General features: G+C 70.4%; 23 protein-coding genes. 10 read left to right on the top strand and 13 right to left on the bottom strand.

All coding sequences use genetic code 11. The features are described 5' to 3' along the window. Positions 1-2: 2 nt before the first annotated feature. The 6 genes from ACFQV6_RS03635 to ACFQV6_RS03660 all read right to left on the bottom strand — a co-directional run bounded on the left by ACFQV6_RS03635 (position 3) and on the right by ACFQV6_RS03660 (position 9,038). The gene (locus ACFQV6_RS03635; protein ID WP_378025867.1) at positions 3-3,176 is read right to left on the bottom strand and encodes a cyclic nucleotide-binding protein; all 3,174 of its coding nucleotides are present in this window, start codon (positions 3,174-3,176) and stop codon (positions 3-5) included. 233 nt (positions 3,177-3,409) lie between these two features. Beyond that, positions 3,410-5,110, bottom strand: a complete 1,701-nt coding sequence (locus ACFQV6_RS03640) for a trypsin-like peptidase domain-containing protein (RefSeq protein WP_378025868.1) — start codon at positions 5,108-5,110, stop codon at positions 3,410-3,412. A 39-nt stretch (positions 5,111-5,149) separates the two neighbouring features. Next, on the bottom strand, positions 5,150-6,733 hold the full coding sequence (locus tag ACFQV6_RS03645; protein WP_378025869.1) for an ATP-binding protein: 1,584 nt from the start codon (positions 6,731-6,733) through the stop codon (positions 5,150-5,152). 7 nt (positions 6,734-6,740) lie between these two features. Continuing rightward, entirely contained in the window at positions 6,741-7,454 is a 714-nt protein-coding gene (locus ACFQV6_RS03650) for a response regulator transcription factor (RefSeq protein WP_378025870.1), read from the bottom strand. Between the two features lie 64 nt (positions 7,455-7,518). Beyond that, a complete protein-coding gene (locus tag ACFQV6_RS03655) occupies positions 7,519-8,190 on the bottom strand; it encodes a lysophospholipid acyltransferase family protein (RefSeq protein ID WP_378025871.1) in 672 nt (223 codons plus the stop codon). 86 nt (positions 8,191-8,276) lie between these two features. Continuing rightward, entirely contained in the window at positions 8,277-9,038 is a 762-nt protein-coding gene (locus ACFQV6_RS03660) for a GNAT family N-acetyltransferase (RefSeq protein ID WP_378025872.1), read from the bottom strand. A gap of 93 nt (positions 9,039-9,131) precedes the next feature. Here ACFQV6_RS03660 and ACFQV6_RS03665 point away from each other — a divergent pair, with 93 nt between their 5' ends. From ACFQV6_RS03665 to ACFQV6_RS03685, 5 genes are all read left to right on the top strand, one after another. Continuing rightward, positions 9,132-9,803 (top strand): hypothetical protein, encoded by a 672-nt coding sequence (locus ACFQV6_RS03665; protein WP_378025873.1) that lies wholly within the window; start codon positions 9,132-9,134, stop codon positions 9,801-9,803. 40 nt (positions 9,804-9,843) lie between these two features. Beyond that, positions 9,844-10,740: an ABC transporter ATP-binding protein gene (locus ACFQV6_RS03670; protein WP_378025874.1), complete on the top strand. Its 897-nt coding sequence runs from the start codon at positions 9,844-9,846 to the stop codon at positions 10,738-10,740. Continuing rightward, a complete protein-coding gene (locus tag ACFQV6_RS03675) occupies positions 10,737-11,507 on the top strand; it encodes an ABC transporter permease (RefSeq protein WP_378025875.1) in 771 nt (256 codons plus the stop codon). The genes ACFQV6_RS03670 and ACFQV6_RS03675 overlap by 4 nt, the downstream gene beginning before the upstream one ends. A 176-nt stretch (positions 11,508-11,683) precedes the next feature. Then, the gene (locus tag ACFQV6_RS03680) at positions 11,684-15,400 is read left to right on the top strand and encodes a multifunctional oxoglutarate decarboxylase/oxoglutarate dehydrogenase thiamine pyrophosphate-binding subunit/dihydrolipoyllysine-residue succinyltransferase subunit (protein ID WP_378026252.1); all 3,717 of its coding nucleotides are present in this window, start codon (positions 11,684-11,686) and stop codon (positions 15,398-15,400) included. Between the two features lie 61 nt (positions 15,401-15,461). Continuing rightward, positions 15,462-15,641, top strand: a complete 180-nt coding sequence (locus ACFQV6_RS03685) for a DUF6104 family protein (protein WP_378025876.1) — start codon at positions 15,462-15,464, stop codon at positions 15,639-15,641. Between the two features lie 3 nt (positions 15,642-15,644). On the opposite strand, the gene ACFQV6_RS03690 is transcribed toward ACFQV6_RS03685, so the two are convergent. Next, the gene (locus tag ACFQV6_RS03690) at positions 15,645-16,052 is read right to left on the bottom strand and encodes a hypothetical protein (RefSeq protein ID WP_378025877.1); all 408 of its coding nucleotides are present in this window, start codon (positions 16,050-16,052) and stop codon (positions 15,645-15,647) included. Between the two features lie 131 nt (positions 16,053-16,183). Here ACFQV6_RS03690 and pta point away from each other — a divergent pair, with 131 nt between their 5' ends. Then, positions 16,184-18,256 carry a phosphate acetyltransferase gene (gene pta, locus ACFQV6_RS03695; protein ID WP_378025878.1) on the top strand — a complete coding sequence of 691 codons (2,073 nt, stop codon included), beginning with the start codon at positions 16,184-16,186 and terminating at the stop codon, positions 18,254-18,256. Then, on the top strand, positions 18,253-19,368 hold the full coding sequence (locus ACFQV6_RS03700; RefSeq protein WP_378025879.1) for an acetate/propionate family kinase: 1,116 nt from the start codon (positions 18,253-18,255) through the stop codon (positions 19,366-19,368). Before pta ends, ACFQV6_RS03700 begins: the two co-directional genes overlap by 4 nt. Here ACFQV6_RS03700 and ACFQV6_RS03705 read toward each other — a convergent pair. Further along, positions 19,357-19,518, bottom strand: coding sequence for a hypothetical protein (locus ACFQV6_RS03705; protein WP_378025880.1), 162 nt, complete (start codon positions 19,516-19,518; stop codon positions 19,357-19,359). The genes ACFQV6_RS03700 and ACFQV6_RS03705 overlap by 12 nt on opposite strands. 143 nt (positions 19,519-19,661) lie before the next feature. Here ACFQV6_RS03705 and ACFQV6_RS03710 point away from each other — a divergent pair, with 143 nt between their 5' ends. Beyond that, on the top strand, positions 19,662-20,516 hold the full coding sequence (locus ACFQV6_RS03710; RefSeq protein ID WP_378025881.1) for an alpha/beta hydrolase family protein: 855 nt from the start codon (positions 19,662-19,664) through the stop codon (positions 20,514-20,516). A gap of 18 nt (positions 20,517-20,534) precedes the next feature. Here the strand turns inward: ACFQV6_RS03710 and ACFQV6_RS03715 are convergent, their stop codons facing one another. The 3 genes from ACFQV6_RS03715 to ACFQV6_RS03725 all read right to left on the bottom strand — a co-directional run bounded on the left by ACFQV6_RS03715 (position 20,535) and on the right by ACFQV6_RS03725 (position 23,250). Next, a complete protein-coding gene (locus ACFQV6_RS03715; protein ID WP_378025882.1) occupies positions 20,535-21,476 on the bottom strand; it encodes a zinc-binding dehydrogenase in 942 nt (313 codons plus the stop codon). 111 nt (positions 21,477-21,587) lie between these two features. Continuing rightward, positions 21,588-22,769 carry an NADP-dependent malic enzyme gene (locus tag ACFQV6_RS03720; RefSeq protein ID WP_378026253.1) on the bottom strand — a complete coding sequence of 394 codons (1,182 nt, stop codon included), beginning with the start codon at positions 22,767-22,769 and terminating at the stop codon, positions 21,588-21,590. 217 nt (positions 22,770-22,986) lie between these two features. Further along, entirely contained in the window at positions 22,987-23,250 is a 264-nt protein-coding gene (locus tag ACFQV6_RS03725) for a S26 family signal peptidase (protein WP_378025883.1), read from the bottom strand. 133 nt (positions 23,251-23,383) lie between these two features. Here ACFQV6_RS03725 and sodN point away from each other — a divergent pair, with 133 nt between their 5' ends. Both sodN and ACFQV6_RS03735 read left to right on the top strand, forming a co-directional pair. After that, positions 23,384-23,788 (top strand): superoxide dismutase, Ni, encoded by a 405-nt coding sequence (sodN, locus tag ACFQV6_RS03730; RefSeq protein WP_196413603.1) that lies wholly within the window; start codon positions 23,384-23,386, stop codon positions 23,786-23,788. A 137-nt stretch (positions 23,789-23,925) separates the two neighbouring features. Further along, a complete protein-coding gene (locus ACFQV6_RS03735; protein ID WP_364222508.1) occupies positions 23,926-24,321 on the top strand; it encodes an ATP-binding protein in 396 nt (131 codons plus the stop codon). Positions 24,322-24,616: 295 nt separating this feature from the next. On the opposite strand, the gene ACFQV6_RS03740 is transcribed toward ACFQV6_RS03735, so the two are convergent. After that, complete coding sequence (locus ACFQV6_RS03740) at positions 24,617-25,309, bottom strand: FadR/GntR family transcriptional regulator (RefSeq protein ID WP_378025884.1); 693 nt, start codon at positions 25,307-25,309, stop codon at positions 24,617-24,619. A gap of 38 nt (positions 25,310-25,347) precedes the next feature. Then, on the bottom strand, positions 25,348-25,743 hold the full coding sequence (locus ACFQV6_RS03745; protein ID WP_378025885.1) for a hypothetical protein: 396 nt from the start codon (positions 25,741-25,743) through the stop codon (positions 25,348-25,350). Positions 25,744-25,777 lie beyond the last annotated feature (34 nt).

Raw genomic sequence — 25,777 nt, forward strand, 5'->3', positions numbered from 1 at the left:
CCTCAGCGCGTGGCCGTGGCGGGCCTGTTCGCGCTGGCGGTCGACGCCGTCGGCTCGTTGGTGCCTTCGGGCGGGTCTGTCGGCGCCGTCGTGGTCGGTTCCGGCTCCTCCGTGGGCGCGGTGGTGGTCGGCGCCGTCGTCGGCTTGGTCGTCGTCCGGGTGGGCCGGATCGTCGGGACGGTGATCGTGGGTTCGGTGGTCGCCGGCCGGGTCGTGGTGGGCGCGGTCGTGGGATCGGGGTCGTCGGTCGCCGGCGTGGTGGCGGGTGTCGTGGCCGGCGTGGTGGTGGGTGCGCTCGAGGGTGCCGTGGTGGGCGGCTCCGCCGGGTACGACTCCTCCGTGGTCTCGCCCGGGTCCGCACTCGGATCCGCCGACGGCGGTGTGACCTTCACGCCGTCACCGCAGGTCAGCTCCGCGCCGTCGGTCGTGGCGGCGGTTCCACCCACGGCGACCTCACCCGACGAGACGGTCACCGTGGTCAGGTCGGCGGAGAACCAGGCAGCACCGGCGTTCGTGACGTTGCCCTGTGTCCGCAGAACCGTCAGGCCGAGAGCCGCGAACGCACCGCTCGAGCTGGTCGTGTCGGCCAGCAGCCGCCCGTTCTCCAGCGTCAGCCGCCCGGACGGTGCCGGCTCGCGGCCCGATGCGACAGCGACCTCGTTCACCTCGGTACGCGAGCCGGCGCACAGCACCACGCTCGCCCCGCCCGGGAAGGTCAGCTGCGCCCGCCCGGAACCGGGCACCTCGACCCGGGCACCGGCGCTGAGGTACCGCTCGTCGCCGGCCTGCAGCGTCTCGGCATCGCCCGCGCCGCTCGTCGTGGCCCGCCCGCTGCCCACGGTGAGCATCACGCGCTCGGCGGGCATCTCGGCCCACGCCGGGCCGGGTCGCAGGTTGAGGCCGACGCTGACCAGGGCGAAGACCAGGAGCAGGCTGGCGAACACCCACATCCGGCGCTCGAAGTGGCTGTCCACGTCGTACTCGTCGGAGGTTTCCGGCGGGCCCGGCGGCACCGCCAGGGGCGGGTGTGCGGCACCCGGCCGCACAGCGACCGGCGCGCTGGGCCGGACCGACGGCATCTGGGCGCCCGAACCGTAGCCGCCGACGAGCGGGGGCAGGTCCGAGGCGTCCGGGATGATCCAGAGCCGGACCGGGGTGCGGGCCTGCGCCACCATGCCGGGGGTGCCGTCGCCGACCGGGCCGACCAGGGTGCCGCGGCGTAGCTCCACGCCGTCCGGCATGGCGATGACGCCGGACTCGACAACGATCGCGTGGGTCGGGCCCTGCAGCACCACCGGGTCGCCCGGGTCGAGGTCGACCGCGTGGGACGCGGCGATCAGCGCGAGACGCTGGTCCTCCTCCAGCGCGGCGAGCGCCGGGGTGTCGGCGAAGAGCTCCTCGGCCTCGGCCCGCTCCTGCGGCGGCGGGCCGGGCATCGGGCCGACCACGGTGGCCACTGTCGAGGCGGGCAGGGCCAGCAGCGTGGTCCCGGCGGTGTGCCAGTCCAGCTGGGCACTGCGCCCGGTGAGCGCGTTGGCGAGGCCGACAACACCGCCCGGTCCGACGTGGTGCCGGATGGTGCCGCCCGGGTCGCCGGGGCGGCGGCCGTGCATGGCGCCCTCGACCACGACGTAGACGGCGGGCTGGTGCTCGCCGGCCAGCACCAGCTGGCGGCCGGTCGGCGGGTGCATCCAGCGGGCGCGGGTGGCCAGTCCTTCCAGGGCCGGCTCGGGCAGTCCGCCGAGCTCGGAGGCGTGCAGCGCGGCCAGGCGGCGCGGCAGGTCGGCCTCCCTGTCGCGTTCGGCGGCCCGCTGACGCCACCGGCGCCAGGCCTTGCCGAGGCGGCCGAGCAGGAAGTAGAGCGGCGGTGCGGCGATACCGAGAACGATCACGATCAGCAGGAGGCGGCCGAAGAAGCCGGAGAACCACAGGCCGACGGCGAGTCCCCGGATCCGGTCGGTCCAGAGGCGGTAACCGAGCCCCAGCGCGGCGACCAGCCAGAGGACCGCGAGCAGGCCGTAGAGGGCGACGAGCCGGCCCTCCCGGTCCAGCGACTTCCAGCCCGGCCCGCGCCGGCGCAGCCGCCCGGAGATCCAGGCCAGGGCACGGGCCCGCACGTCGGGGATCTCCAGCCAGTCCATCAGCAGGTATTGCCCGTCCAGCGGCAGCAGCGGGCTGAGATTGAAGAACGCGTGCAGATAGAAGAGGAAGGCCAGCTTGAAGGCGATCCCGCCGGTCGCCGGCACGGCCAGCCCGATCACCTGCACCAGGCCGGCCAGGCCGAGGGCGGTGGCCGGTCCGGCCGCGGTGACCGCGATCCGGGCACGCCGGCCCGCCATCCAGACGTCGCTGGTGTCGACGAAGACCGAGGGGATGCCGAAGTACAGCAGCAGACCGGCGGCCGGCACCTCACGGCCGACTCGTTTCGCCGCGAGCGCGTGACCCAGCTCGTGGGCGGCCAGAGCGAGCACGTTCAGCAGTACAAGAGCGATCGCACCCAGCAGGTACGAGTCGCCGGCCAGGAAGAGTGAGCTGCTCCCCCGCTGCCAGGTGAACAGGAAGAGCACGAGACCGGCGAGCGAGAACAGCGAACCGGCCCAGACCGCGGGCCGGGTGAAGAGGAACCTGCCGACCGACCGGTAGAGCCCGGTGATGAGGCCGTCGACGGAGAAGGAGAGCACCTGACGGCCGCGGGCGGCGGCGCGCAGCGTCTCGCTGACCCGCCGGGGCAGCGGCTCGCGGACCATCTCCCGCAACGGCCGGAAGGCGTCGGTCGGCAGCTCCTCCAGCATCCGGTTGGCGGCCAGGTCGGCGACGACGCGGCGGACCTGGTCGGGCGCGAGGCGGCCGGCGATGCGGGCGAACTCGGCGACCAGCCGGGCCACCGTGTTGACGCCGTCCATCATCAGCGAGAGCTGGTATTCCTCCGGGGTGAGCCGCAGGTAGGAGCTGCGGCCGCCCTCGTCGGGCGAGCGGAGCATCACATAGCGCCCGCCGCGGACCGCGGTCCGGTGGCGGACCTCGATGCCGGGACGCAGGACGGGACGGGCACTGGCCGGGTTGAGCCGCTCGGCCACGGTGTGCCAGAGCCCGGCGTCAGCGGGTCCGGAGGGCACCCCGGGAGCCCGGCCGGCCAGGGCTTCCCAGACGTTTGTCCGGGTCTCGACGTACGTCAACTCAGGGGGCCTCTCACTCCGCCGAGCGGATCTCAGACAACACGCCGGACACTCGCCGACAGCGAATGGAGATTAGGCGGTTGCCTGGGCAAACGCGAGTCCTCCGAGGCAAAACCTGCCTGTTGGTCGCGAAGGTCCTGAATCACGGCATAGATAGGAATACGGCGGGTGACGCGCCCACCCCTGGTCGCGTCACCCGCCGTAGCGGAGAAGAATTTCGCCTGCGTGCCCCGTTACTGGGCCTCCTGCAGCGTGACGGTGACCGTCTTCTCGCTGCCGTTACGGGTGAAGTTGAGGGTCATCTTCTGACCGACAGCGCCGGCCTGAACCGCGGCCACCAGGTCGTCGGAGTCCTCGACGGTCTTGCCGTCGACCTGGGTCACCACGTCACCCTGCTGGAGCTCGGCCTTGGCGGCCGCGCTGTTCGCGGTCACGCTGCTGATCAGGGCACCGCCGTTCTCCGCGTCGGCGACGCTGACGCCGAGCGCCGGGTGGCTGACCTTCTTGCCCTGCATCAGCGACTCGGCGACCTGCTTGGCCTTGTTGCTCGGGATCGCGAAGCCGAGGCCGATGTTGCCGGAGTTCGACCCGGAGGTGGCGATCGCCGAGTTGATGCCGATCACCTCGCCGTTCGTGTTGACCAGCGCGCCGCCGGAGTTGCCCGGGTTGATCGGTGCGTCGGTCTGCAGCAGGCCGGACATCGTGGTCGTGCCCTGCTGCTGTTGCTGGCCGCCGCCGAACGGGTTCGGCTGGTTCTGGTCCTCCTCGCCGCTGGACTGGATCGACCGGTCCTTGGCGCTGATGATGCCGGCGGTCACCGAGCCCTCCAGCCCGAGCGGGCTGCCCAGGGCCAGCACGGTGTCACCGACCTGGGTCTGCGCGCTGTCACCGAAGGTGGCGGCCTTCAGGTTGGAGACGCCGTTGGCCTTGACCACGGCCAGGTCGGTCCGCGGGTCGGTACCCACCACCGAAGCGGCGGCCTTGGTGCCGTCCGCGAAGATGATGTTGACGGACTGCCCCTGCGCGGTGGAGACCACGTGGTTGTTGGTGACGATGTAGCCGTCCGCTGTCAGCACCACGCCGGAGCCCTCCCCGGTGCCCGTGGTGATCGAGACGACGCTGTCCGTCACGGCGGCGGCGATCTGGGCCAGCGACGAGCGGTCCACCACACGGGTGACGGACGAGTTGCCGGTCTGGACGCTCTGCCCGGACCCGCCGTCGTCCAGTGCCAGGGCGGTGGCGGCACCGACGCCGCCCGCACCGAGCGCGATCACCAGGGCCGCCGCTCCGGCAACGAAGACCTTGCGGCCCCGGCCGCTCGGGCGCTGGTCGACACCGACCGGGCGGGCCCATGCCGGAGCACCCTCGGCGCCCGGCTGGCCCTGAGCGGCGGCCCAGGCGGCGTAGGGGTCGTGCTGGTAGGCGGTGTGCGGCTGCTGGTAGCCGGGCTGCGCATAGCCCTGCGCGGGCGCATAACCCTGCGGAGGCTGGTAGCCCTGGTGGTCGTGCCCGTAGGGCACCGCGGTGGTCGGGTAGTCCGGCGAGCCGGGCTGACCGGGCGCGGGCTGGCCCGAGACGGGGTATCCGGCCGCGGGTTGGCCCGAGACGGGGTATCCGGCGGCGGGCTGGCCGGATGCCGGATAGCCGGCGGGCTGACCGGCGCCCGGATGCCCGGCAGCGGGCGGGGCCGGCTGCTGCCAGGCCTGCTGGGACCAGGGGCTGTGCGGAGGCTGCGGCACCGGTGCCGGTGCGCCGGAAGCGGGATCGGCCGGGGAGCCGGCAGCGGGGGAATGCGGTGCCGCGGACTGGGGAGCATCTGACTGCGGGGCAACCGGCGGCTGCGCAAGCGTCGGCTGCTCAGACTCCACCCGCTCCGCGCTGGCGTTGTCAGCGGCGGCGTCCGCGGGCCGCGGGTTGGTCTCGTTCTCGTTCATGGTGGTAACTCTGCCCCGTTGTTCTCGTACCGAACTGTGTTACTGCTGGACGTTCTCTGTGAAGCCTTTTTCCGGACCAATGGTCGGCAGAGAGACGCGGAAGATCGCTCCCTGTCCCGGCTCGGAAACCACCTCGACCGAGCCCTCGTGTGCTCGCACGATAGCGGCCACGATGGCGAGACCCAGCCCGGTGCCGGTGGCCTCCCGGTCCGTGTTGCGGGTGCGCGCGCCGTCCGCCCGGTAGAACCGCTCGAAGACCCGGTCCGCCTGGTCGGGACTCAGTCCCGGCCCGGTGTCCGAGACCTCCACGACGGCCCGGTCGCCGCCCTCCGCATAAAGCCGGAGGCTGACCGACGCTCCCGGCGGGGTGTGCACCACCGCGTTCGTCATCAGGTTGCCGATCACCTGGCGCAGCCGGGCGTCGTCCCCGTTCGCCACCAGCTTCTCCGGCCCGTCCTCCACCTTCAGAGTGATCTCCCGGTCCGGTGCCGTGGCCTGCGCGGCCTGCACCGCGTCCATGGCGAGCACCGGCAGCTCCACCGGCGCCAGGGTCAGCGGCCGCTCCCGGTCGAGCCGGGCCAGCAGCAGCAGGTCCTCGACGAGCAGGCCCATCCGGGCGGCCTCGTCCTCGATCCGCCGGACCAGCCGGGCCACCGCCTCCGGGTCGGAGACGGCACCCTGGCGGTACAGCTCGGCGAACCCCCGGATGGTGGTCAGCGGGGTGCGCAGCTCGTGCGAGGCGTCCGCGACGAACTGCCGCATCTTCTCCTCGGATTTCAGCGCCCTCGACTCGGAGCTCTGCGCCGCGTCGGCCGCCTCCCGGGCCACGTGTTCCGCCGCCCGCGCCGCCTGCTCGGACTGGGCGCGCGCGATGAAGGCCGACTCGATCTGGGAGAGCATCGAGTTCAGGGCGATGGAGAGCCGGCCCAGCTCGGTCGACGGCTCGCCGCCGTCCTCCTCCGGGTCGGGCACGCGCTGGGTGAGATCACCGGCCGCGATGCGGGCAGCGGTGCGCTCGATCTGCATCAGCGGGACAAGGCTCTGCCGCACCAGGGCGGCGCCGACCGTGGCCAGGGCCACCAGGACGCCCGCACCGACCAGGAAGTCCACCCAGATCAGGCGGGCGATGACAGCGTCCACACCGGTCATCATCTGGGCGGCGTGCATCACCTCGCCGTTCTCCAGCCGGACGACCACCATCCGCCACACGTAGTGGCCGTCGGCGGAGCGGACCGTATACGGATCGCCGACGTGCGCCTCGATCTCGGCGACGCCGGTGAACAGCGGCGGGAGCTCCTCGGGCTTGAGCCGGTCGGCGTCATACCACCGGTCGCCGACCCCGGTCACCGAGGTCTGTGTCACGTAGTAGTCCGGCGGCAGGAAGACGTGGATGGGAGCGCCGAAGTTGAACACCTTCGCCATGTTCTTGGCGTAGGACTTCAGCTGGCTGTCCATCCGGTCCAGCATGAATTGGTTCAGCGCGTAGGTGCTTGTCGCACTGATCATGGCGAGCGCCGCGAAGACCAGCGCCAGCACCGACGCGACCAGCTTGGTCCGCAGCGAGATCTTGCGCAGGCTGGGCTGTCGCGGGAGCGATCCTCGAACCCGCTCGGTGAGGCTCATGACCGGCCTACACGGCGGGCTTGCGCAGCACGTAACCCACGCCGCGGAGGGTGTGGATCAGCCGGGGCTGCACGTTGTCCACCTTCCGGCGCAGGTAGGAGATGTACGACTCGACGATGTTGTCGTCACCGCGGAAGTCGTATTTCCACACGTGGTCGAGGATCTGTGCCTTGGAGAGCACCCGGTTGGCGTTGAGCATCAGATAGCGCAGGAGCTTGAACTCGGTCGGCGAGAGCTGCACCCGGTTGCCCGCCCGATAGACCTCGTGGGTCTCCTCGTCCAGCTCGAGGTCGGCGAAGACCAGGCGGGACGGTTGCTCGTCACCCGCGTTGGTGCGGCGCAGCACCGCCCGGATCCGGGCGGTGAGCTCCTCGAGGCTGAACGGCTTGGTCACGTAGTCGTCGCCGCCCAGGGTGAGGCCGCGGATCTTGTCGTCGGTGCCGTCCCGGGCGGTCAGGAAGACCACCGGGGTGCGCTGCCCGCCCTCGCGCATCAGGCGGATGACCTCGAAGCCGTCGAGGTCGGGCAGCATCACGTCGAGAACGACGAGGTCGGGGGTCGAACTGCGGGCCGCGCTGACGGCCGCACTGCCGCTGGTGGCTGTGGTGACGTCGAACCCGGCGAAGCGGAGGCTGGCGGAAAGCAGCTCCAAGATGTTCGCGTCGTCCTCGACGACGAGGAGCTTCGCCTCGCTCTGCTTGGTCTGGGTCTGGGCGGCCATGGCGCTATTGTGGTCCGCTCCGCTGCGCCGAGGCTGCACACTTGCTGAAAATTTTCTGTGAGCTTCACGCAGCCAGGTGATACCCGCCACCGCCGAGGCTGACCTGCGCCGCCCGGGCCAGTGCCCGGCGGTCGGCACCCGGCGCCGGCCGCAGCGCCGGAGCGGTCACCACCGTGACGGTCAGCCTACGGATCCGGGCCACCCGCAGGACAGAGCCCCAGAGGGTGTCGTCACCGATGAAGGCGGCCTCGGTCGAGTCGTACCCGATCGAGATCGGCACCACCGGCGCACCGGCGTCGACGGCCGCCTGGAACAGGGCCGGGCGGAACTGTCCGTACTCGGTCCCGCAGAACGTCGTACCCTCAGGAAAGACCGTGACCGAACGCCCCGCCCGCAGCGCCGCCGCGACCTCGCCCACGGTCTCCGGCAGGCTTCGCGGCCGGCTGCGATCGATGAAGATCGACCCGGCGCGGCCCGCCGTGGCACCGATGCCCGGCCAGGTCCGCACCTCGCTCTTGGCCACCAGCCGCATCGGCAGCACCGACGTGAGAGCGACGATGTCCAGCCAGGAGACGTGGTTGGCGACCAGCAGGCTGCCGGGCCGCGGCGCGGGACCGCGCCAGACCAGGCGGACACCCAGGGCCGCGAGAATCGCCCGGGACAGGCTCCGGAACGCGGTGCCACCCAGCAGGGACGCCGGCAGAAGACCACCCAGCAGTACGGTCCACAGCGCCACGACCCGCAGAAGTGCCTTTCCGGGAGCCGCCGTGGCATGGCTCGCGCCACGACAGCGATCACCGCAGCCGGAGGCCGGCTGCCACATCATCGGGTCGCGCCCAGGAAGTGCCGGCGGTACCGCGGGTCCAGCCGGTCCATCGAGAAGAGCACGTAGAAGTCGGCGCAGTCGAAGTCCGCGTCGTACGCCGGCTCACCGCAGACCCAGCTGCCCAGCCGCAGGTAGCCACGCAGCAGCGGCGGCACCGCGACCCTGGGGTCGGCGACCAGGTCGTCGGCGGGCACCCACGGGCGCCGCGGCCGCACCCGCAGGGCAGGCGGGGAGAGGTGCTTGGTGTTCAGGCGGGCGCGTACCCCGGCGGCGACGTGCCCGCCGTCGGCGAGCGGCACCGAGGCGCAGCCGCCGAGCCAGCGCAGGTTGTTGAGGTGCATGTAGCGGGCGATGCCGGCCCACATCAGGTTGACCACGGCACCGGAGCGATGGTCCGGGTGCACGCAGGAGCGGCCGATCTCGACCAGATGGTCACGCAGCGGGCGGAGTGCGCTCAGGTCGAACTCGGTGTCGGCATAGCGGCGGCCGGCCAGGTCGGCGGCGCGCGGCGGCAGCATCCGGTAGGTGCCCACGACGTCGCCGGTCGCGTCGTCGCGGACGATCAGGTGGTCGCAGTAGGTATCGAACTCGTCGGCGTCACGCCCGTCCACCGCACCGGGGAGACTGGCGCCGAGCTCGCCGGCGAAGACGTCGTGCCGCAGGCGCTGCGCGGCCTCGACGTGGCTCGCGTCGTCCGCGAGCAGAAGGCTGTAGCCGCTGGTCCCGGTGGGTGCGGCGGCGGTCATCAGAACTGCCATGAGATCTGTGTAAGGGCGACGTCTGCCGATGGCGTGTCATGTCAGGTGGCGATGTGTGGCCGGTGAGTGAACTACGTGTGCGAAGGTCGGGGAATGCTGATCCCGGAACGCTTCAACGGACCTCCCGGCACCGGCAACGGCGGCTGGTGCGCGGGCGTCTTCGCGGTGGCCGCCGGCGCCCGGGCGGGTGGGCCGCCGTACCAGGTCACGCTGCGGACGCCGCCCCCGCTGGAGACGGCGCTGGAGCTGCGCGACGGATCGGTGCTGGCCGGCGACACCCTGGTCGCGGAGGTCGGCGAGGCGACCGGCGCGGGTGCGGGCGCGGGAGTCCCCTCGGTCTCCTACGAGACGGCCGTGGAGGCATCCCGGAGCTATCCGGGCTTCACCACGCACCCGTTCCCGACCTGCTTCGTCTGCGGCCCGGAGCGGCCCGGCAAGGACGGTCTCGGCATCTTCCCCGGAGTGCTGCCGGACGGAGGCACCGCGGCGCCGTGGACCGTGCCGGACGAGGTCTCCGTGCCGTCGATGTGGGCCGCCCTGGACTGTCCCGGTGGCTGGGCGGCGATCGCCGCCGGGCAGGCGTACGTCCTGGGCCGGATCACCGCCTCGGTCGGCGCCCTGCCCGCTCCCGGAACCGACTGCGTGGTGACCGGTGCGGCGGTCGAGATCGCCGGGCGCAAGGCAATCGTGGAATCCACCGTGTACGGACCCGGCGGCGACCGGCTCGCCACGGCGCGGGCCACCTGGATTGCCGTGATCAAGTAGGTTGATCGCTTCCAGCCGCCGGGGAAGGGAAAACGCGACGATGATCGTCGTCGAGCACCTCACCAAGGTGTACAAGAATCTTCGCGCCGTCGACGATCTCTCGTTCACCGTGCGCGCCGGGCGGGTGACCGGATTCCTCGGCCCGAACGGCGCCGGCAAGACCACCACGCTGCGGATGCTGCTCGGCCTGGTGACACCGACCGCGGGTGAGGCCACCATCGGCGGCCGGCGCTACGTGGACCTGGCCGACCCGATCCGGCACGTCGGCGCGATCCTGGAGGCCTCCAGCGCGCACCGGGGCCGGACCGGGCGCGACCACCTCCGGGTGATCTGCCGGGCAGCCGGGCTGCCGGAGAGCCGTGCCGACGAGGTGCTCCAGATGGTCGGGCTCGAGCCCGCCGCCAAGCGCAAGTTCAAGGGCTACTCGCTGGGCATGCGCCAGCGACTCGGCATCGCCTCCGCGATGGTCGGTGACCCCGGGGTGCTGATCCTGGACGAGCCGGCCAACGGACTCGACCCGGAGGGCATCCGGTGGATGCGTGACCTCCTCAAGGGACTCGCCGCCGAGGGCCGGACGATCCTCGTCTCCAGCCACCTGCTGGCCGAGATGCAGCACCTCGCCGACGACGTGGTGATCCTGGCGGCCGGCCGCCTGGTCCAGCAGGGTCCGGTCACCGACGTGCTGGCCGGCGGCCAGTCCGCCCAGGTCCGGGTCCGCACGCCGGAGCCGGACCGGTTCGCCGCCGCGATCGCCGGGCTGAACCTGTCGGTACGTGCCGAGGCCGACGGATCGCTGCTCGTGGTCGGCGCGGAACCGGCGCGGATCGGCAACGCCGCGTTCCTGGCCGGCGTCGAGTTGCACGAGCTCGCCGGCGAGCGGGTGGACCTGGAGCAGGTGTTCCTCGACCTGACGGCCGGAAAGGCGGCGATCCGATGAACCTCGTACGCGCTGAGCTGCTGAAGGTCACGACGACCTCGCTCTGGTGGGGTTTCGGGCTCCTGCTCCTGCCGCTGTGGGTGGCGAGCCTGCTGTTCAACTGGGCCAACGCGACGAGCGAGCCGCCCGGCAACGAGGTCCAGGTGACCGGCGAGCTCGCCACCTCCGGCCAGTTCTTCGGGATCATGGTGGTGCTGCTGCTCGGCGCGATCATGGTGACCAACGAGTTCCATCACCTCACCGCGACGACGACCTTCCTCGTCACACCGCGCCGGGAGCGGGTGATCGCGGCGAAGTTCGCGGCGGCGATCGTGATCGGCCTGGTCGTCTGGGCGATCGTCACCGGCCTGAACCTGGTGGCCACCCCGATCGTGATGGCCGACCTGAACATGCCCCTGAAGCTCGGTGACACTGAGGTGTGGAAGGGCATCGCGCTCAACGCCGTGGCCTTCGCGCTCTGGGCGATCCTCGGCGTCGGCTGCGGCGTGCTGATCCGCAGTCAGCTCGGCGCGACGCTGATCCTCTCCACCCTCTACGTGCTCGGCACCACCGTGGTCACCACCCTCTTCTTCCTGCTCGGTGACTACGTCCCGGGCTTCGAGAAGCTGGACTTCCTGGTACCGACGGTGGCCTCGGATTTGATGATCTCCGGGCAGGACCTTCCGGACGGGCCCGGGCGTGCGACCGGCGCCGCGGTATTGGTCGCGTATGCGCTGGTCACCGGCGCTCTGGGCACCCTGATCGTGAAGCGGCGGGACATCACCTGACAACCGGCCGTGGGAGCGACGCCCGCGGGCCGCGTAGGTCACAGAGCGGACGTCTCAGCGGACAGCGCTCGCGCACGGCGTAGCCTGGACACCGATTCCTACCCGTCCCGCGTGACGGCAGTCACGTACGGGCCAGTCACGTGATGACAAACACGGTGAAAGAGGCGAACGCGGCAGTGTCGACGCAGCAGACTTCGCAAGACAATCCACTCGCGGACTTCGGTCCCAACGAGTGGATCGTCGATGAGATGTACCAGCGATACCTGTCCGACCCGACAAGTGTCGACCCTGCCTGGCACGATTTCTTCGCCGACTACAAGCCGGCGATGGCCACGGGCTCGATCGTGACGCCGGACGAGGCGAAGGCGGCGAACGCGACCGCCACCGCCGCGAAGGCCGGCACCGACGCGCCCGCGGCGGCCACCGTCGCACCGGCCAAGCAGGTGACCCCGTCCGCGCCCGCGAAGCAGCCGGAAGCGGCACCGCCCGCGGCGAAGCCCGCTGCCAAGCCCGCCCCGAACGGCGCGGCCGCACCGGCCGGCGCGAAGACGACCACCCTGCGCGGCGTCGCGGCCAAGATCGTGCAGAACATGGAGACCTCGCTCGAGGTGCCCACCGCCACGTCGGTGCGCGCGGTCCCGGCGAAGCTCATGGTCGACAACCGCATCGTCATCAACAACCATCTCTCCCGCGGGCGAGGCGGCAAGGTCAGCTTCACGCACCTGATCGGCTGGGCGCTCATCCGGGCGGTCGTCGACCACCCGGAGATGAACAACTCCTTCGCCGAGATCGACGGCAAGCCCGCGCTGGTCCAGCCGGAGCACATCAACCTCGGCATCGCCATCGACCTGGCCAAGAAGGACGGCTCCCGCACGCTCGTCGTGCCGTCCATCAAGCACTGCGAGAAGATGGACTTCCGGCAGTTCTGGCAGGCGTACGAGGACGTGGTCCGCCGCGCCCGGCGCAACGAGCTGACCATGGAGGACTACTCCGGCACCACGATCTCGCTGACCAACCCGGGCGGCATCGGCACGGTGCACTCCATCCCGCGCCTGATGAACGGCCAGAGCGCGATCATCGGTGTCGGCGCGATGGAGTACCCCGCCCCGTACTCCGGCATGAGCGACGAGACCCTCGCCGAGCACGGCGTGAGCAAGGTCACGACGCTGACGAGCACCTACGACCACCGGGTCATCCAGGGCGCCCAGTCCGGCGAGTTCCTCAAGGTGATGCACGAGCTGCTGCTCGGCGGGCACGGGTTCTACGACGACATCTTCACGTCACTGCGGATTCCGTACGAGCCGGTGCGCTGGGTGCGCGACGTGGCCCGGACCTCCGAGGGCCAGATCGACAAGGCCGCCCGGGTGGTGGAGCTGATCCACGCGTACCGGGTGCGCGGTCACCTGATGGCCGACACCGACCCGCTCGAGTTCACCATCCGCAAGCACCCCGACCTGGACGTGCTCCAGCACGGCCTGACCCTGTGGGACCTGGACCGCAGCTTCCCGGTCGGCGGCTTCGCCGGCAAGCAGAAGATGAAGCTGCGTGACGTCCTCGGCGTGCTGCGCGACAGCTACTGCCGCCGGGTCGGCATCGAGTACATGCACATCCAGGACCCGGAGGAGCGCCGCTGGATCCAGGAGCGCGTCGAGGTCAAGTACACGAAGCCGGACGCCGACGAGCAGAAGCACGTCCTGCACCGGCTCAACGCCGCCGAGGCGTTCGAGACCTTCCTCCAGACGAAGTACGTGGGTCAGAAGCGGTTCTCGCTGGAGGGCGGCGAGTCGCTGATCCCGCTGCTCGACGCGGTCCTGCAGTCGTCGGCCGAGGCCGGCCTCGACGAGATGGTGATCGGCATGGCCCACCGCGGCCGGCTGAACGTGCTCACCAACATCGTCGGCAAGCCGTACGAGAAGATCTTCAACGAATTCGAAGGGTGGATGGACCCGAAGTCGGCGCACGGCTCCGGTGACGTCAAGTACCACCTCGGCCAGACCGGCAAATACACGACGCCGGACGGCGAACACGCCACCACCGTCAGCGTGGTCGCCAACCCGTCGCACCTGGAGGCCGTGGACCCGGTGCTGGAAGGCATCGTCCGGGCCAAGCAGGACCGCCTCGACCTCGGCCTCCACGGTTACACGGTGCTGCCCCTGCTGGTGCACGGCGACGCCGCGTTCGCCGGTCAGGGCGTGGTCGCCGAGACGCTGAACCTGTCCCAGTTGCGCGGTTACCGCACCGGCGGCACGGTCCACGTCATCGTGAACAACCAGGTCGGCTTCACCACCGCCCCGGAGTACAGCCGCTCGTCGATGTACTCCACCGACGTGGCCCGGATGGTCGAGGCGCCGATCTTCCACGTCAACGGCGACGACCCGGAGACCGTCGTCCGGGTGGCGAAGCTGGCCTTCGAGTACCGGCAGGCGTTCAACAAGGACGTCGTGATCGACATGGTCTGCTACCGCCGCCGCGGTCACAACGAGGGCGACGACCCGTCGATGACCAACCCGCGGATGTACCAGATCATCGACACCAAGCGCAGCGTCCGGAAGCTCTACACCGAGGAGCTCATCGGCCGCGGTGACATCACCGTGCAGGAGGCCGAGGAGCAGCTGCGCGACTTCCAGGGCCGGCTCGAAGAGGTCTTCAAGGCCACCCGGAACTCGGCCGGCAGCCCGCCGCGTCCGCGCATCATCTCCGAGGAGAGCGAGCCGGAGGCGGAGACGGCGGTCTCGGCCGACGTGGTGCGGTCCGTCGGCCAGGCGCACATCGAGCTTCCCGAGGGCTTCACCCCGCACAAGCGGGTGCAGCAGCTCCTCGACCGGCGCGCCAAGATGTCCACCGACGGTGGCATCGACTGGGGCTTCGGTGAGCTGATCGCCTTCGGGTCGCTGCTCCACCAGGGCGTCACCGTCCGGCTCGCCGGGCAGGACTCGCGCCGCGGCACGTTCACCTCGCGGCACGCCGCGATCGTGGACTCGAAGACCGGCAAGGACTTCCTGCCGATCGGATCGCTCGCCACCGGCAGCGCCCGCTTCTTCGTCCACGACTCGCTGCTCTCCGAGTACGCGGCGATGGGCTTCGAGTACGGCTACTCGGTGGAGAACCCGGACGCCCTGGTGCTGTGGGAGGCCCAGTTCGGTGACTTCGTCAACGGCGCGCAGTCGATCGTGGACGAGTTCCTCTCCTCCGGCGAGGTCAAGTGGGGCCAGCAGTCGTCGCTGGTGCTGCTGCTCCCGCACGGCATGGAGGGCCAGGGACCGGACCACTCGTCCGGCCGCCCGGAGCGGTTCCTGCAGCTCTGCGCGCAGGACAACATGCGGGTGGCGAACCCGACCACCCCGGCGAACTACTTCCACCTGCTGCGCCGCCAGGGCCTGAGCAGCAAGCGCAAGCCGCTCGTGGTGTTCTCGCCGAAATCGCTGCTGCGCCACAAGCTGGCGGTGTCGGCGGTGAACGAGTTCACCGAGGGCACCTTCCGGCCGATCATCGGCGACGCCGGGGTCAAGGGCCAGCCGCTCGACGGCGCCTCGGTGAAGCGGGTGCTGCTCTGCTCCGGCAAGGTCTACTACGACCTGTTCCAGGCGCGGGCGGAACGCGGCATCACCGACACCGCGATCATCCGGATGGAGCAGATCTACCCGCTGCCCGTCGAGGAGCTGAAGGCCGAGCTGTCGAAGTACCCGAACGCCGAGGACTTCGCCTGGGTTCAGGAGGAGCCGGCCAACCAGGGTGCCTGGTCGTTCGTGGCGCTCAACCTCCTCGAGCACCTCGAGGGTGTGCGCCTGCGCCGGATCTCCCGCCCGGCGGCGGCGGCTCCGGCGGTCGGCTCGGCCAAGACCCACGAGGCCGAGCAGGCCGCGCTGGTGGAGGCGTCGCTGCCCCGCCCGTGATCTGGTGAACGTTTGAGGGGGCGCTCCGCTTCGGCGGGGCGCCCCCGCTTACTATCCGCACATGTACTTCACCGATCGTGGCATCGAGGAGCTGGTCGAGCGGCGCGGCGAGGAGTCCGTGACCCTGGAGTGGCTGGGCGAACAGCTGCGCACCTTCGTCGACCTGAACCCGGAGTTCGAAACCCCGATCGAGCGCTTCGCGACGTGGCTCGCCCGCGCCGACGAGGACGACGAGGAATAGCCCTCAGTTCGCTTCGGCCGCCGGCCGCAGGATGTCGAAGATCGCATCCAGCTTGCCGTTCACGGACTCCAGATTGAGTTCCATCCCATCCAATCTGGAGTCCGTGCGGTTCAACTTGACGTCCATGCTGGTCAGCCTGTTATCCATGCTGGTCAGCCTGGTGTCCATAGCGAGCAGCTTGCCGTCCATGGCGAGCAGCTTGCCGTCCATGGCGAGCAGCTTGCCGTCCATGGCGAGCAGCTTGCCGTCCATGTTGTTCAGCCTGGTGTCCACGGCATCCAGCCGGCGTCCTTGAGACTCGAAGTGCCGGTTCATCGCCTTCAACTCAGTGGTGATCGCTTCTTGCAGTCCTTCCTGCAACGTGACCCACTCCTCGATCGTCGCGACGCGTTCCTCAATCGACGTGCTCAACGTACTCCTCCCCAAGAGCATTTCGTACTTGCGTCAACCTGACGCGTGACTAGTTTGCACGTGACGGATGCTATTGGCAAGACGGGACTTTCGGCCCGGTGCGGGCACCCGCCTGCCGGTAGGTTGAAGTCGTGGCACGCAGCGTCTACGTAGCGGGCTTGGGCCCGTCCGTCGGTAAGGGGACAGTGGCTCTCGGCATCGTCGAGTTGCTGTCCCGGCAGGTCGCCCGAGTGGGGGTGTTCCGCCCGCTGGTCCGCGGCAACGGCCGGGACCCGCTGCTCACGCTGCTGCGCGAGCGCTACCCCGGCCCGGTTCCCTACGAGGAGTCCTTCGGCGTCACCATGGCCGAGGCGACGGCCCTGGTCGCCGACGGGCGCCGGGAGGAGCTGATCGGCCGGATCGTCGAGCGTTACCGGGCGGTCGAGCGGCAGAGCAGCTCCGTCGTCATCATCGGCAGCGACTTCACCGACAAGCCCGCCGAGGGCCGCGAGGAGCTGCCCCGCGAGCTGGCCTTCAACGCGCGGCTGGCAACCGAGTTCGGCAGCGTCGTGGTTCCGGTGGTCAGCGGCGAGGGGCGGTCCGCCGACTCTCTCGCGGCGGCCGCGCGTAGTGCGTACCACTCTCTTGCCGATCTGGGCGCGACGGTTGCCGCGGTGATCGCCAACCGGGTGCCCGGCACCCAGCCGGCGCCCGCGCCCGAAGGCCTCCCCGTCCCGTTCTGGGCGATTCCGGAGGTGCCGGCGATCGCCGCGCCGACAGTCGGCGAGGTGGCGGCATCGCTCGGCGCCACGGTCTTCGCCGGTTCGCCCGGCGCGCTGGAGCGCGACGTCCTCGACTACGTGGTGGGCGCCGCCCAGGTGCCGACCGTGCTGGAGCACCTGACCGAGGGCGCACTGCTGATCACTCCGGGCGACCGGGCCGACCTGCTGGTGGCGGCGAGCGCGGCGCACGCGGCGGGCACTGTCACGCTGGCCGGCCTGGTGCTCACGCTCGGCGAGCCGCCGGACCCGCGGGCCGTGGAGGTCATCGAGCGTCTCAACACCGGGCTGGCCATCCTGATCGCCAAGTCGGACAGCTACCACACCATCTCCGCGGCCGGCCGGATCGAGGCGCAGCTCGGTACGCCTCGCAAGGTCGACGCGGCTCTCGGGGTCTTCGAGGAGAACGTCGACACCGCGGCACTGTCCTCGCTGCTCGACGTGGCCCGGTCCAGCCGGGTCACCCCGCTGATGTTCGAGAACGACCTGATCGACCGGGCCCGCGCCAACCGGCGGCACCTCGTCCTGCCGGAGGGCACCGAGGAGCGCATCCTGCGGGCCACCGAGACCCTGCTCCGGCGTGGCGTCGCCGACCTCACCCTGCTCGGAGATCCGGCCGAGATCGCCCGGCGGGCCCGCGAGATCGGCGTGGAGATCGGCGGTGCGCGGCTCGTCGACCCGGGCTCCAGCGAGTGGCGGGACGACTTCGCCGCGCGGTACGCGGAGGTCCGCAAGCACCGGGGCGTGACCCTGGACCTGGCGTTCGACGTGGTCCGCGACGTCAACTACTTCGGCACCATGATGGTCGCGGCCGGACTCGCCGACGGCATGGTCTCCGGCGCCACCCACACCACCGCGGCCACCATCCGGCCGGCCTTCGAGATCATCAAAACGGTGCCCGGGGTGTCGGTGGCGTCGAGCGTGTTCTTCATGCTGCTCGCCGACCGGGTGCTGGTCTACGGCGACTGCGCGGTCAACCCGGACCCGGACGCCGCCCAGCTCGCCGACATCGCGCTGTCCTCGGCACAGACCGCCGCCGCATTCGGGATCGAACCGCGGGTCGCGATGCTCTCCTACTCGACCGGCAGCTCCGGCTCGGGCGCGGACGTGGACAAGGTCGCCGCGGCCACCGCGCTGGTCCGCGAGCGGCAGCCCGGCCTGCCGGTCGAGGGCCCGATCCAGTACGACGCGGCGATCGACCCGGCGGTGGCCGCCGCCAAGCTGCCCGGCAGCGACGTGGCCGGAAAGGCGACGGTCTTCGTGTTCCCCGACCTGAACACGGGCAACAACACCTACAAGGCGGTCCAGCGCTCGGCGAACGCGGTAGCCGTCGGCCCGGTCATGCAGGGCCTGCGGCAGCCGGTGAACGACCTGTCCCGCGGCGCGACGGTCAAGGACATCGTCAACACGGTCGCCATCACGGCGATCCAGGCGGGAGCGAGATGACTCGGGTACTGGTGCTCAACTGCGGCTCCTCCTCCCTGCGGTACCGACTCTTCGACGGCTCGGACGTGCTGACCAAGGGCCTGATCCAGCGGATCGGCGAGGCGGGTGGTGACGCCGCCGACCACCGGGAGGCGCTCCAGCGGCTGATGGACACCGTCGACCTGACCGGGCTCGCCGCGGTCGGGCACCGGGTGGTGCACGGCGGTGACCGGTTCACCAGCTCCACCGTCGTGACCGACGACGTGGTGGCCACCATCGAGGAACTGGTTCCGCTCGCGCCGCTGCACAACCCGGCCGCGCTGACCGGGCTGGAGGTGGCCCGCAAGCTGCTGCCGGAGGTGCCGCAGGTGGCGGTCTTCGACACCGCGTTCCATGCGACGATCCCGCCGGAGGGCGTGCGCTGGGCGATCGACCGGGAGGTGGCCGAGCGCTGGGGCATTCGGAGGTACGGGTTCCACGGGACCTCGCACGCGTACGTGTCGCGGGAGACCGGCCGGATGCTGGGCAAGCCGGTCGCCGAGACCAACGTCATCACGCTGCACCTGGGCAACGGTTCCAGCGCCACCGCGGTGCGGGGCGGTCGCAGCGTGGCGACGTCGATGGGCATGTCGCCGCTCAGCGGACTGGTGATGGGCACCCGATCGGGTGACATCGACCCGAGCGTGGTCTTCCACCTGCACCGGGAGGCGGGCCTGCCGATCGACGAGATCGAGGAACTGCTGACACGACGGTCCGGACTGCAAGGTCTTACAGGCGACAACGACATGCGTACGGTGCTGGAGCGCCGCGATCAGGGAGACTCGGAAGCCGCACTCGCGTTCGAGATCTACTGCCGGAGGCTTCGCGAGTACGTCGGGGCGTACCTGGCCGTCCTCGGCCGGGTGGACGCGATCACCTTCACCGCGGGAGTCGGCGAGAACTCGCCGGTCGTGCGGGAGGGTGCGCTCGGCGGGCTGGAGGCACTGGGCATCACTGTCGACCCGGACCGCAACGGGCGCAATGAGCTGATCATCTCGCCGGACGGTTCGCCGATCACGGTCTGCGTGGTGCCGACCGAGGAGGAGCTGGAGATCGCCGAGGAGGCCCGGCGAGCAATCGGCTCAGAGAGCTAACCAGGCCACCAGGGCGATCAGAACGACGGCGGCGACCACACCACCGATCACGATGGGTGTCTTGGACGGCGCCTTCGCCTCCGGCGTCGTACGGGTGAAGGCCCGGAACGCCTCGGTGTTGCCGCTCGGGTCGACGTGGTTGTCAGGCATGCGCCGACCCTAGCGAAAGCGGTCAACAATGGCGAAGCACAGCACCTGTTCGGCGGAACCCGGTGTGACGTCCGCGACGGTTCACAGCGTTCACACCGCTTCGTCACAGGTCAGATGATCAAGGCGCGGGCACAATGGGCCGGGTGCTTCGTCGTTCCGTGATCGCCCTCGCCCTGTCCTCCGTCGCAGCTCTGACCGGCTGTTCCTCCGGCTCGCCGGAGCCGTCTCCGCCCTCCACCCCCGCCGCCGGCGGCACTGCGCGGCAGCCGGGTGGACAGGCACAGACGCAGGAGCTCGAGTTCAACCGCGGCGGTGACCGCCCGTTGCCGACGAAGGTCTGGCTGCCCGCCGGAGAAGGTCCCCACCCGCTGATCTATTTCAGTCACGGGCTGACCTCGCAGCCGGACGACTACGCCGATCTGCTCAACGCCTGGGCCGAGGCCGGCTTCGCGGTCGCCGCCCCGAAATACCCGCGCACCTGGAACCAGGCGGCCGACTACGACGCCGACGACGTGGTCAACCAGCCCGCCGACGCGCAGTATGTGATCACCGAGGTGCTCAAGGCCCTCCCCGGCCGGATCGACCCGGAGCGGATCGCCGCGGCCGGGCACTCGGCCGGCGGCATCACCACCATCGGACTCTTCAGCGGCAGCCGCGACCCGCGCCTCAAGGCCGGGCTGATCATTGCGGGGCGGCAGATGCCGCAGCCCAAGCCGTTCTCCGGCACCGCGGCTCCGCTGCTGTTCGTACAGGGCAAGCTCGACGAGACGGTCACCTACGAGCAGGCGTACGGCGCGTACAACGAGGTGACCTGGCCGAAAGCGTTCATGGAGCTGCCGCGGGGCACCCACCTGCCGTACCAGGACGAGCCCGCCGTGGTGGCCACGACCACCACGGACTTCTGGCGATGGGCGCTGAGCGGCGACGAGGCGGCCAAGGCACGGCTGCCGCAGGACGCCTCGTCGACCGGAGCGGCGGGCTTCACCGGCACGCTCTGAGGCCCGCTCCGGGCCTGTCTAGAACTCGAGGACGACCTTGCCGAAGACCTCGCCCGACTCGAGCCTGGCGAACGCCTCCTCCGCCGAGCCGAACGGATAGGTCGAGTCGATCACCGGCTTCACCTTCCCCGACGCCACCAGCTCGAGGAGGGCGGCCAGCTCCGCCGGGGTGCCCATGCTGCTGCCGAGAATCTCCAGCTGCATGGCGAACACCCGGCGCAGGTCGACTTGCGCCTGGTGACCCGCGGTGGCGCCGCAGACCACGATCCGGGCGCCGGGAGCCGAGCATTTCATCGAGTGCTCGAAGGTGGGCGCGCCGACCGACTCGATCACCACGTCGACCCGCTCGGGGAGCCGCGCCCCGGGTTCCACCGCGATGGCCCCCAGCTCGGTGATCCGGTCCCGCTTCCAGGATTCACGGCTTGTCGCGTACACCCTCTTGCCGAGCGCGACGCCCAGCGCGACCGCCGCGGTGGCCACGCCCCCACCAGCGCCCTGGACCAGCACCGCCCCGGCCTCCGCGGCACGGCCGCGGGTCACCAGCATGTGGTACGCGGTGAGCCAAGCAGTCGGAAGGCAGGCCGCCTCCGCGAAGGACACCCCGGCCGGCTTGGGGATCAGGTTCTCCCGCGGCGCGGCCAGGCGCTCGGCCAGCGTGCCCGGGTGGCGCTCGGAGAAGATCGAGAAGCCCCGCGGGTCGGCCTTGTCCTCCACCACCGGGAACACCACGACCTCGTTGCCGTCCGGGTCGACACCGGCGGCGTCGCAGCCCAGGATCATCGGCAGCCGGTCGGCCGACAGACCCACCCCGCGCAGCGACCAGATGTCGTGGTGGTTGAGAGAGGCGGCCCGCACCTCGACCGGCACCCAGCCGTCCGGGGCGGAGAAGGGCAGTTCACCGACGGTCAGCCCGCGCAGCGGCGCGTCGGGCTGGAGCGAGGAGGCGTAAGCGGCGCGCATGATCCGACCTTAGTCCCCGTTAAAGCACCGCGCCTCCCCACCGGAGCGGGGAGGCGAGGCATCGCAATAGTCGGCGCGGCGCTGGCAAACCGCCGCAGTGACCGGATGTGATCAGGCAGGCAGCGGCGTCGGCGCCACGGTCGGAGCCGGTGTCGGATCCTGCTCCGGCAGCGTCGCACGCCGCGCGACCCCGTCCTCGATCGCCGCCGCGGCCACCGCCGCCGCCACCGCCGGCGCGACCCGCGGGTCCAGGGGTGACGGAACGATCGCTTCCGGACGCAGATCCTCCGCAACGATCGCGGCGATCGCGTCTGCCGCGGCCACCTTCATCCGGTCGGTGATCGTCCCGGCCCGGACGTCGAGCGCACCGCGGAAGATCCCCGGGAACGCGAGCACGTTGTTGATCTGGTTCGGAAAGTCGCTGCGGCCGGTGGCGACGATCGCCGCGTACCGGTGCGCCACCGCCGGCGCGACCTCCGGGGTGGGGTTGGCCAGCGCGAAGATGATCGCACCCGGCGCCATCCCGGCCAGCGCCTCCTCGGCGATGTTGCCGCCGGAGACGCCGACGAGCACGTCCGCCCCGATCAGCGCCTCCCCGATCCCCCCGGTACGCCCCGAGAAGTTCGTCATCGCCGCCAGCTCCGCCTTGACCGCGTTCAAACCGTCGCGATCGCCGTGGATGATCCCGCGCGAGTCGACCACGATCGTGTTGGCGCCCTGGACGCCCGCCGCGATCAGGGTCTTCGTGATCGCGACCCCGGCCGCGCCGGCACCACTGATCACCACCCGCAGGTCGGCGAACCGGCGGCCGAGCAGCTTCGCCGCGTTGCGCAGCGCGGCGAGCGTGACCACTGCCGTGCCGTGCTGGTCGTCGTGGAAGACCGGGATGTCGAGTTCGGCGTCGAGCCGGCGCTCGATCTCGAAGCAGCGCGGCGCGCTGATGTCCTCCAGGTTGATCCCGCCGAACGACGGCGCCATCGCCTTGACCGTCGCGATGATGCCCTCGACGTCCTGGGTGTCGAGCACGATCGGGATCGAGTCGACGCCCCCGAACTGTTTGAACAGGACCGACTTGCCCTCCATGACGGGCATCGCGGCCTTGGGGCCGATGTTGCCGAGGCCCAGGACGGCGGAACCGTCGGTGATCACGGCGACCGTGTTCGACGTCCAGGTGTAGTCGGGGTAGAGCGACTCGTCCTCGGCTATGGCCTCGCAGACCCGGGCCACACCCGGCGTGTAGGCGAGGGAGAGGTCGTCGCGGCTGGCCAGCGGGACCGTCGCGCTCATCGTCATCTTGCCTCGGCGGTGCAGGTCGAAGACGGGGTCGGCGGCCAGGGCTGGATCGAGTTCGAAACTGAAGAAAGACACGGTGAAACTCCACACTGCATCGACATTGATACGTGGCACCTGCGCGTCCTGGTCGCGAGTATGCGCCAGAAGGGGCGGTGCGATGCGGGGATCACCCGGTAACTCGACCACAGCGCGGGTGTGCGCTGGGGATCAGAGGACACTAACGTAACCGGAACGGTCTCGGGTAGTACCGAAATATCACACGCCCGATGACGTCGGCAACGCCGTGAGCACGGGAATCATCCTCCACGAACTCGTTGTCACCGACCAGCCACCACCCGCCGTCACGCTCTTCGACGGCCCTTTTGACAACGAGCAGACCGCGCCGTGATCGGAATTCCGCGACGACGATGTCACCAGCCCTTACCCGGCGCGCTCCCCGCCGCACCACAACGGCGTCGCCGGCGCGCAGCGTCGGCACCATCGAGGGCCCGCGGACGAGCGCGGCGAACAGTGGTAATTGCCACCTCAAGGCATCAAGCCTCCGTCGCGTTACGGCAAGGATGTAAGGGGTAGGGTCAATCTCGGATCATCGCAAACTCTATGGAGGAGTCCTGATGCGACTTCCGCGTTTCCTCACGCCGCGCACTGTGGTCAGCGCACACTGCGACCTGCCCTGCGGGGTCTACGACCCGGCCCAGGCCCGGATCGAAGCCGAGTCGATCAAGGCCATCGCCGAGAAGTACCAGGGGAACACCGACCCCGAGTTCCGCACCCGGGCGATCCTCATCAAGGAGCAGCGCGCGGAGCTGGTCAAGCACCACCTCTGGGTGCTCTGGACGGACTACTTCAAGGCGCCGCACTTCGAGAAGTACCCGAACCTGCACCAGCTCTTCAACGAGGCCACCAAGCTCGCGGGTGCCTCCGGCGCCAAGGGCTCGGTCGACCCCGCTGTCGCTGAGCAGCTGCTCGGCAAGATCGAGGAGATCTCGAAGATCTTCTGGGAGACCAAGCAGGCCTGATCTTCCGCGTCACGGTGGCCCCGGCTGGATGTCCGGCCGGGGCCGCGCTCGTTCCTATGGAGGCCCGCACTCCCCCGTTCGCATAACGACCGGCTAAAGTCTCCTCCATCGGGAGGAGGGCTCGGGTGACTCAGCTGATGGAGACGGAGCCTGACGTCGGAGACGACGTCGTTCTGCTGACTGTCCCTGCCGACGGGGGTTATCTGGGTGTCCTCCGGACAGCCACCGCCGGCCTTGCGGCGCGGCTGCACTTCGCCCTCGACGAGATCGAGGACCTGCGCATCGCCGTCGACGAGGCCTGCGCGATGCTGCTGGCGATCGCCACCCGCGGCGCCGAGCTGGAGTGCCGGTTCGCCGTCACCGACGACGCGCTCACGGTCGAGGTCACCGTTTCGACGGTGCGCGGCGCGCGGCTGCCGTCGGAGTCGTCCTTCGCGTGGAAGGTGCTCACCGCATTGACCACGTCCGCGTCGGCCGAGGCCAACGGGCGTTACGCGACGATTCGCCTGCTCACCCGCCGCACCGAGTTCTGACCCACGCCGCCCGAAAGCCGAGGCGACCGCGCGCCGTCCAGCTTTGAGCGCGCCGTCCAGCCTTGAGCGCGCCGCCCGAGAGTCGAGCCCGCCGCCCAGCCTTGAGCGCGCCGCCCAGCCTTGAGCGCGCCGCCCGAGAGCCGAGCCCGCCGGGCGCAGCAGGGCGTGCGCACCGCGGGCGGGCACGAAGTCATTCGCCGCACCGACTTTGAGCGCGCCGCCCGAAGCCCACCGCACCGCCGGCTCCGAGCGCACAATGACACCCGACCAGCGACACCCGACCAGCAACGCCCGATCAGCGCACCGTCTCCGCGATGAAATCGATGTGCTGCGCCGCAGACCGCGTCGCCCCTTCAGCATCCTGCTGAGCCAGACAGCTCAACAGCGTCCGGTGATCAGCGTCGATCCGATTCCAGTACCCCTCGGGCAGCCCACCGATCACCTCCTCACCGTAGGAAGCGTGATAAAGCGGCGTCCCCACCAGCTCGAACAGCGGATTCCCGGTAGCCTTCGCCACGGCCCGGTGGAAAACCGTGTGCGCCGCGAGCATCGTGTCGATGTCGTCGATCGCCGGATCGAAGAGCGCACCGCGCAACTCGATCAGGTGTGCGTCTGTCCGCCGCAGTGCGGCCAGCCCGGCCGCCGGCACCTCCAGGGCGCGCCGCAACTCCAGCAGGTCGGCGAGACCGACGTGCGCGGAGTGCGTGAGCAGCGCGAATCCGGTGGAGAGCCCGTCGGCCAGCTGCGTGGCATCCGGATGCGACACGAAGCTCCCGCCGGTGACACCGCGGGTCGTGACGATCAGATGCTGGCTGGCCAGCAGACGTAACGCCTCGCGCACCGTACTGCGACTGACGCCGATCTTGACACACAGCTCAGGCTCCGGTGGCAGACGCTCACCGGGCTGAAGCCGCCCTGACGTTATATCCGCCCGTAACTCGTCTGCGAGCTGCTGATATGCGGGCGGCCGCACCACTGAGCCGGTCACTCGTCCAGGTTATGCCCTGATCCGCTGTGAGGGACCTGTTAATCGACGCCCAACGCTCGACTGCTCGGCGGAACGAGGATCAGAACGGCGGTCACGATGGCCAGCACGAGCATCGACACGCCCACCGCTACGGAGCCGATCTGCAGCAGGAAGCCACCTGTCGCGAGCAGGAACAGCTGCACCACGACGGCCGGGCCCCGCGCGCGAACCCTGCGGCGCCCGAGGGCGCGGGCCACCGCGAAGACAGCGAACGCGGCCAGCGCGGCCATCACCGTGAGCGAGGCGGCCACCGCGACGTTCACCTCACCGCTGGTCAGATCAAGGACGATGAGGTACGCCGTGAGCACAGCGAGTCCCGCGCTCTGCAGGTAGAGCAGCCGCACGCCCCAATCGAGGGTCGAAGCGCCACTCGCCACGGATTTCTCACCTGTCACTGCTGCACCATACCGACAGCTGAACGGCCCTCAG

It is taken from the genome of Actinoplanes sp. GCM10030250 (genome assembly GCF_042666575.1).
In the GTDB taxonomy this organism is placed as follows: Bacteria; Actinomycetota; Actinomycetes; order Mycobacteriales; family Micromonosporaceae; genus Actinoplanes.

Excerpts from the sequence above, each read along its gene's own strand:
- ACFQV6_RS03640 (WP_378025868.1), bottom strand. The coding sequence starts at position 5,110 with ATGAACGAGAACGAGACCAACCCGCGGCCCGCGGACGCCGCCGCTGAC.
- ACFQV6_RS03675 (WP_378025875.1), top strand. The coding sequence starts at position 10,737 with ATGAACCTCGTACGCGCTGAGCTGCTGAAGGTCACGACGACCTCGCTC.
- ACFQV6_RS03685 (WP_378025876.1), top strand. The coding sequence starts at position 15,462 with ATGTACTTCACCGATCGTGGCATCGAGGAGCTGGTCGAGCGGCGCGGC.
- ACFQV6_RS03725 (WP_378025883.1), bottom strand. The coding sequence starts at position 23,250 with ATGGTGCCGACGCTGCGCGCCGGCGACGCCGTTGTGGTGCGGCGGGGA.
- ACFQV6_RS03705 (WP_378025880.1), bottom strand. The coding sequence starts at position 19,518 with ATGCCTGACAACCACGTCGACCCGAGCGGCAACACCGAGGCGTTCCGG.
- ACFQV6_RS03660 (WP_378025872.1), bottom strand. The coding sequence starts at position 9,038 with ATGGCAGTTCTGATGACCGCCGCCGCACCCACCGGGACCAGCGGCTAC.
- ACFQV6_RS03735 (WP_364222508.1), top strand. The coding sequence starts at position 23,926 with ATGGAGACGGAGCCTGACGTCGGAGACGACGTCGTTCTGCTGACTGTC.
- ACFQV6_RS03670 (WP_378025874.1), top strand. The coding sequence starts at position 9,844 with ATGATCGTCGTCGAGCACCTCACCAAGGTGTACAAGAATCTTCGCGCC.
- ACFQV6_RS03645 (WP_378025869.1), bottom strand. The coding sequence starts at position 6,733 with ATGAGCCTCACCGAGCGGGTTCGAGGATCGCTCCCGCGACAGCCCAGC.
- ACFQV6_RS03700 (WP_378025879.1), top strand. The coding sequence starts at position 18,253 with ATGACTCGGGTACTGGTGCTCAACTGCGGCTCCTCCTCCCTGCGGTAC.
- ACFQV6_RS03650 (WP_378025870.1), bottom strand. The coding sequence starts at position 7,454 with ATGGCCGCCCAGACCCAGACCAAGCAGAGCGAGGCGAAGCTCCTCGTC.
- sodN (WP_196413603.1), top strand. The coding sequence starts at position 23,384 with ATGCGACTTCCGCGTTTCCTCACGCCGCGCACTGTGGTCAGCGCACAC.
- ACFQV6_RS03715 (WP_378025882.1), bottom strand. The coding sequence starts at position 21,476 with ATGCGCGCCGCTTACGCCTCCTCGCTCCAGCCCGACGCGCCGCTGCGC.
- ACFQV6_RS03665 (WP_378025873.1), top strand. The coding sequence starts at position 9,132 with ATGCTGATCCCGGAACGCTTCAACGGACCTCCCGGCACCGGCAACGGC.
- ACFQV6_RS03720 (WP_378026253.1), bottom strand. The coding sequence starts at position 22,769 with ATGACGATGAGCGCGACGGTCCCGCTGGCCAGCCGCGACGACCTCTCC.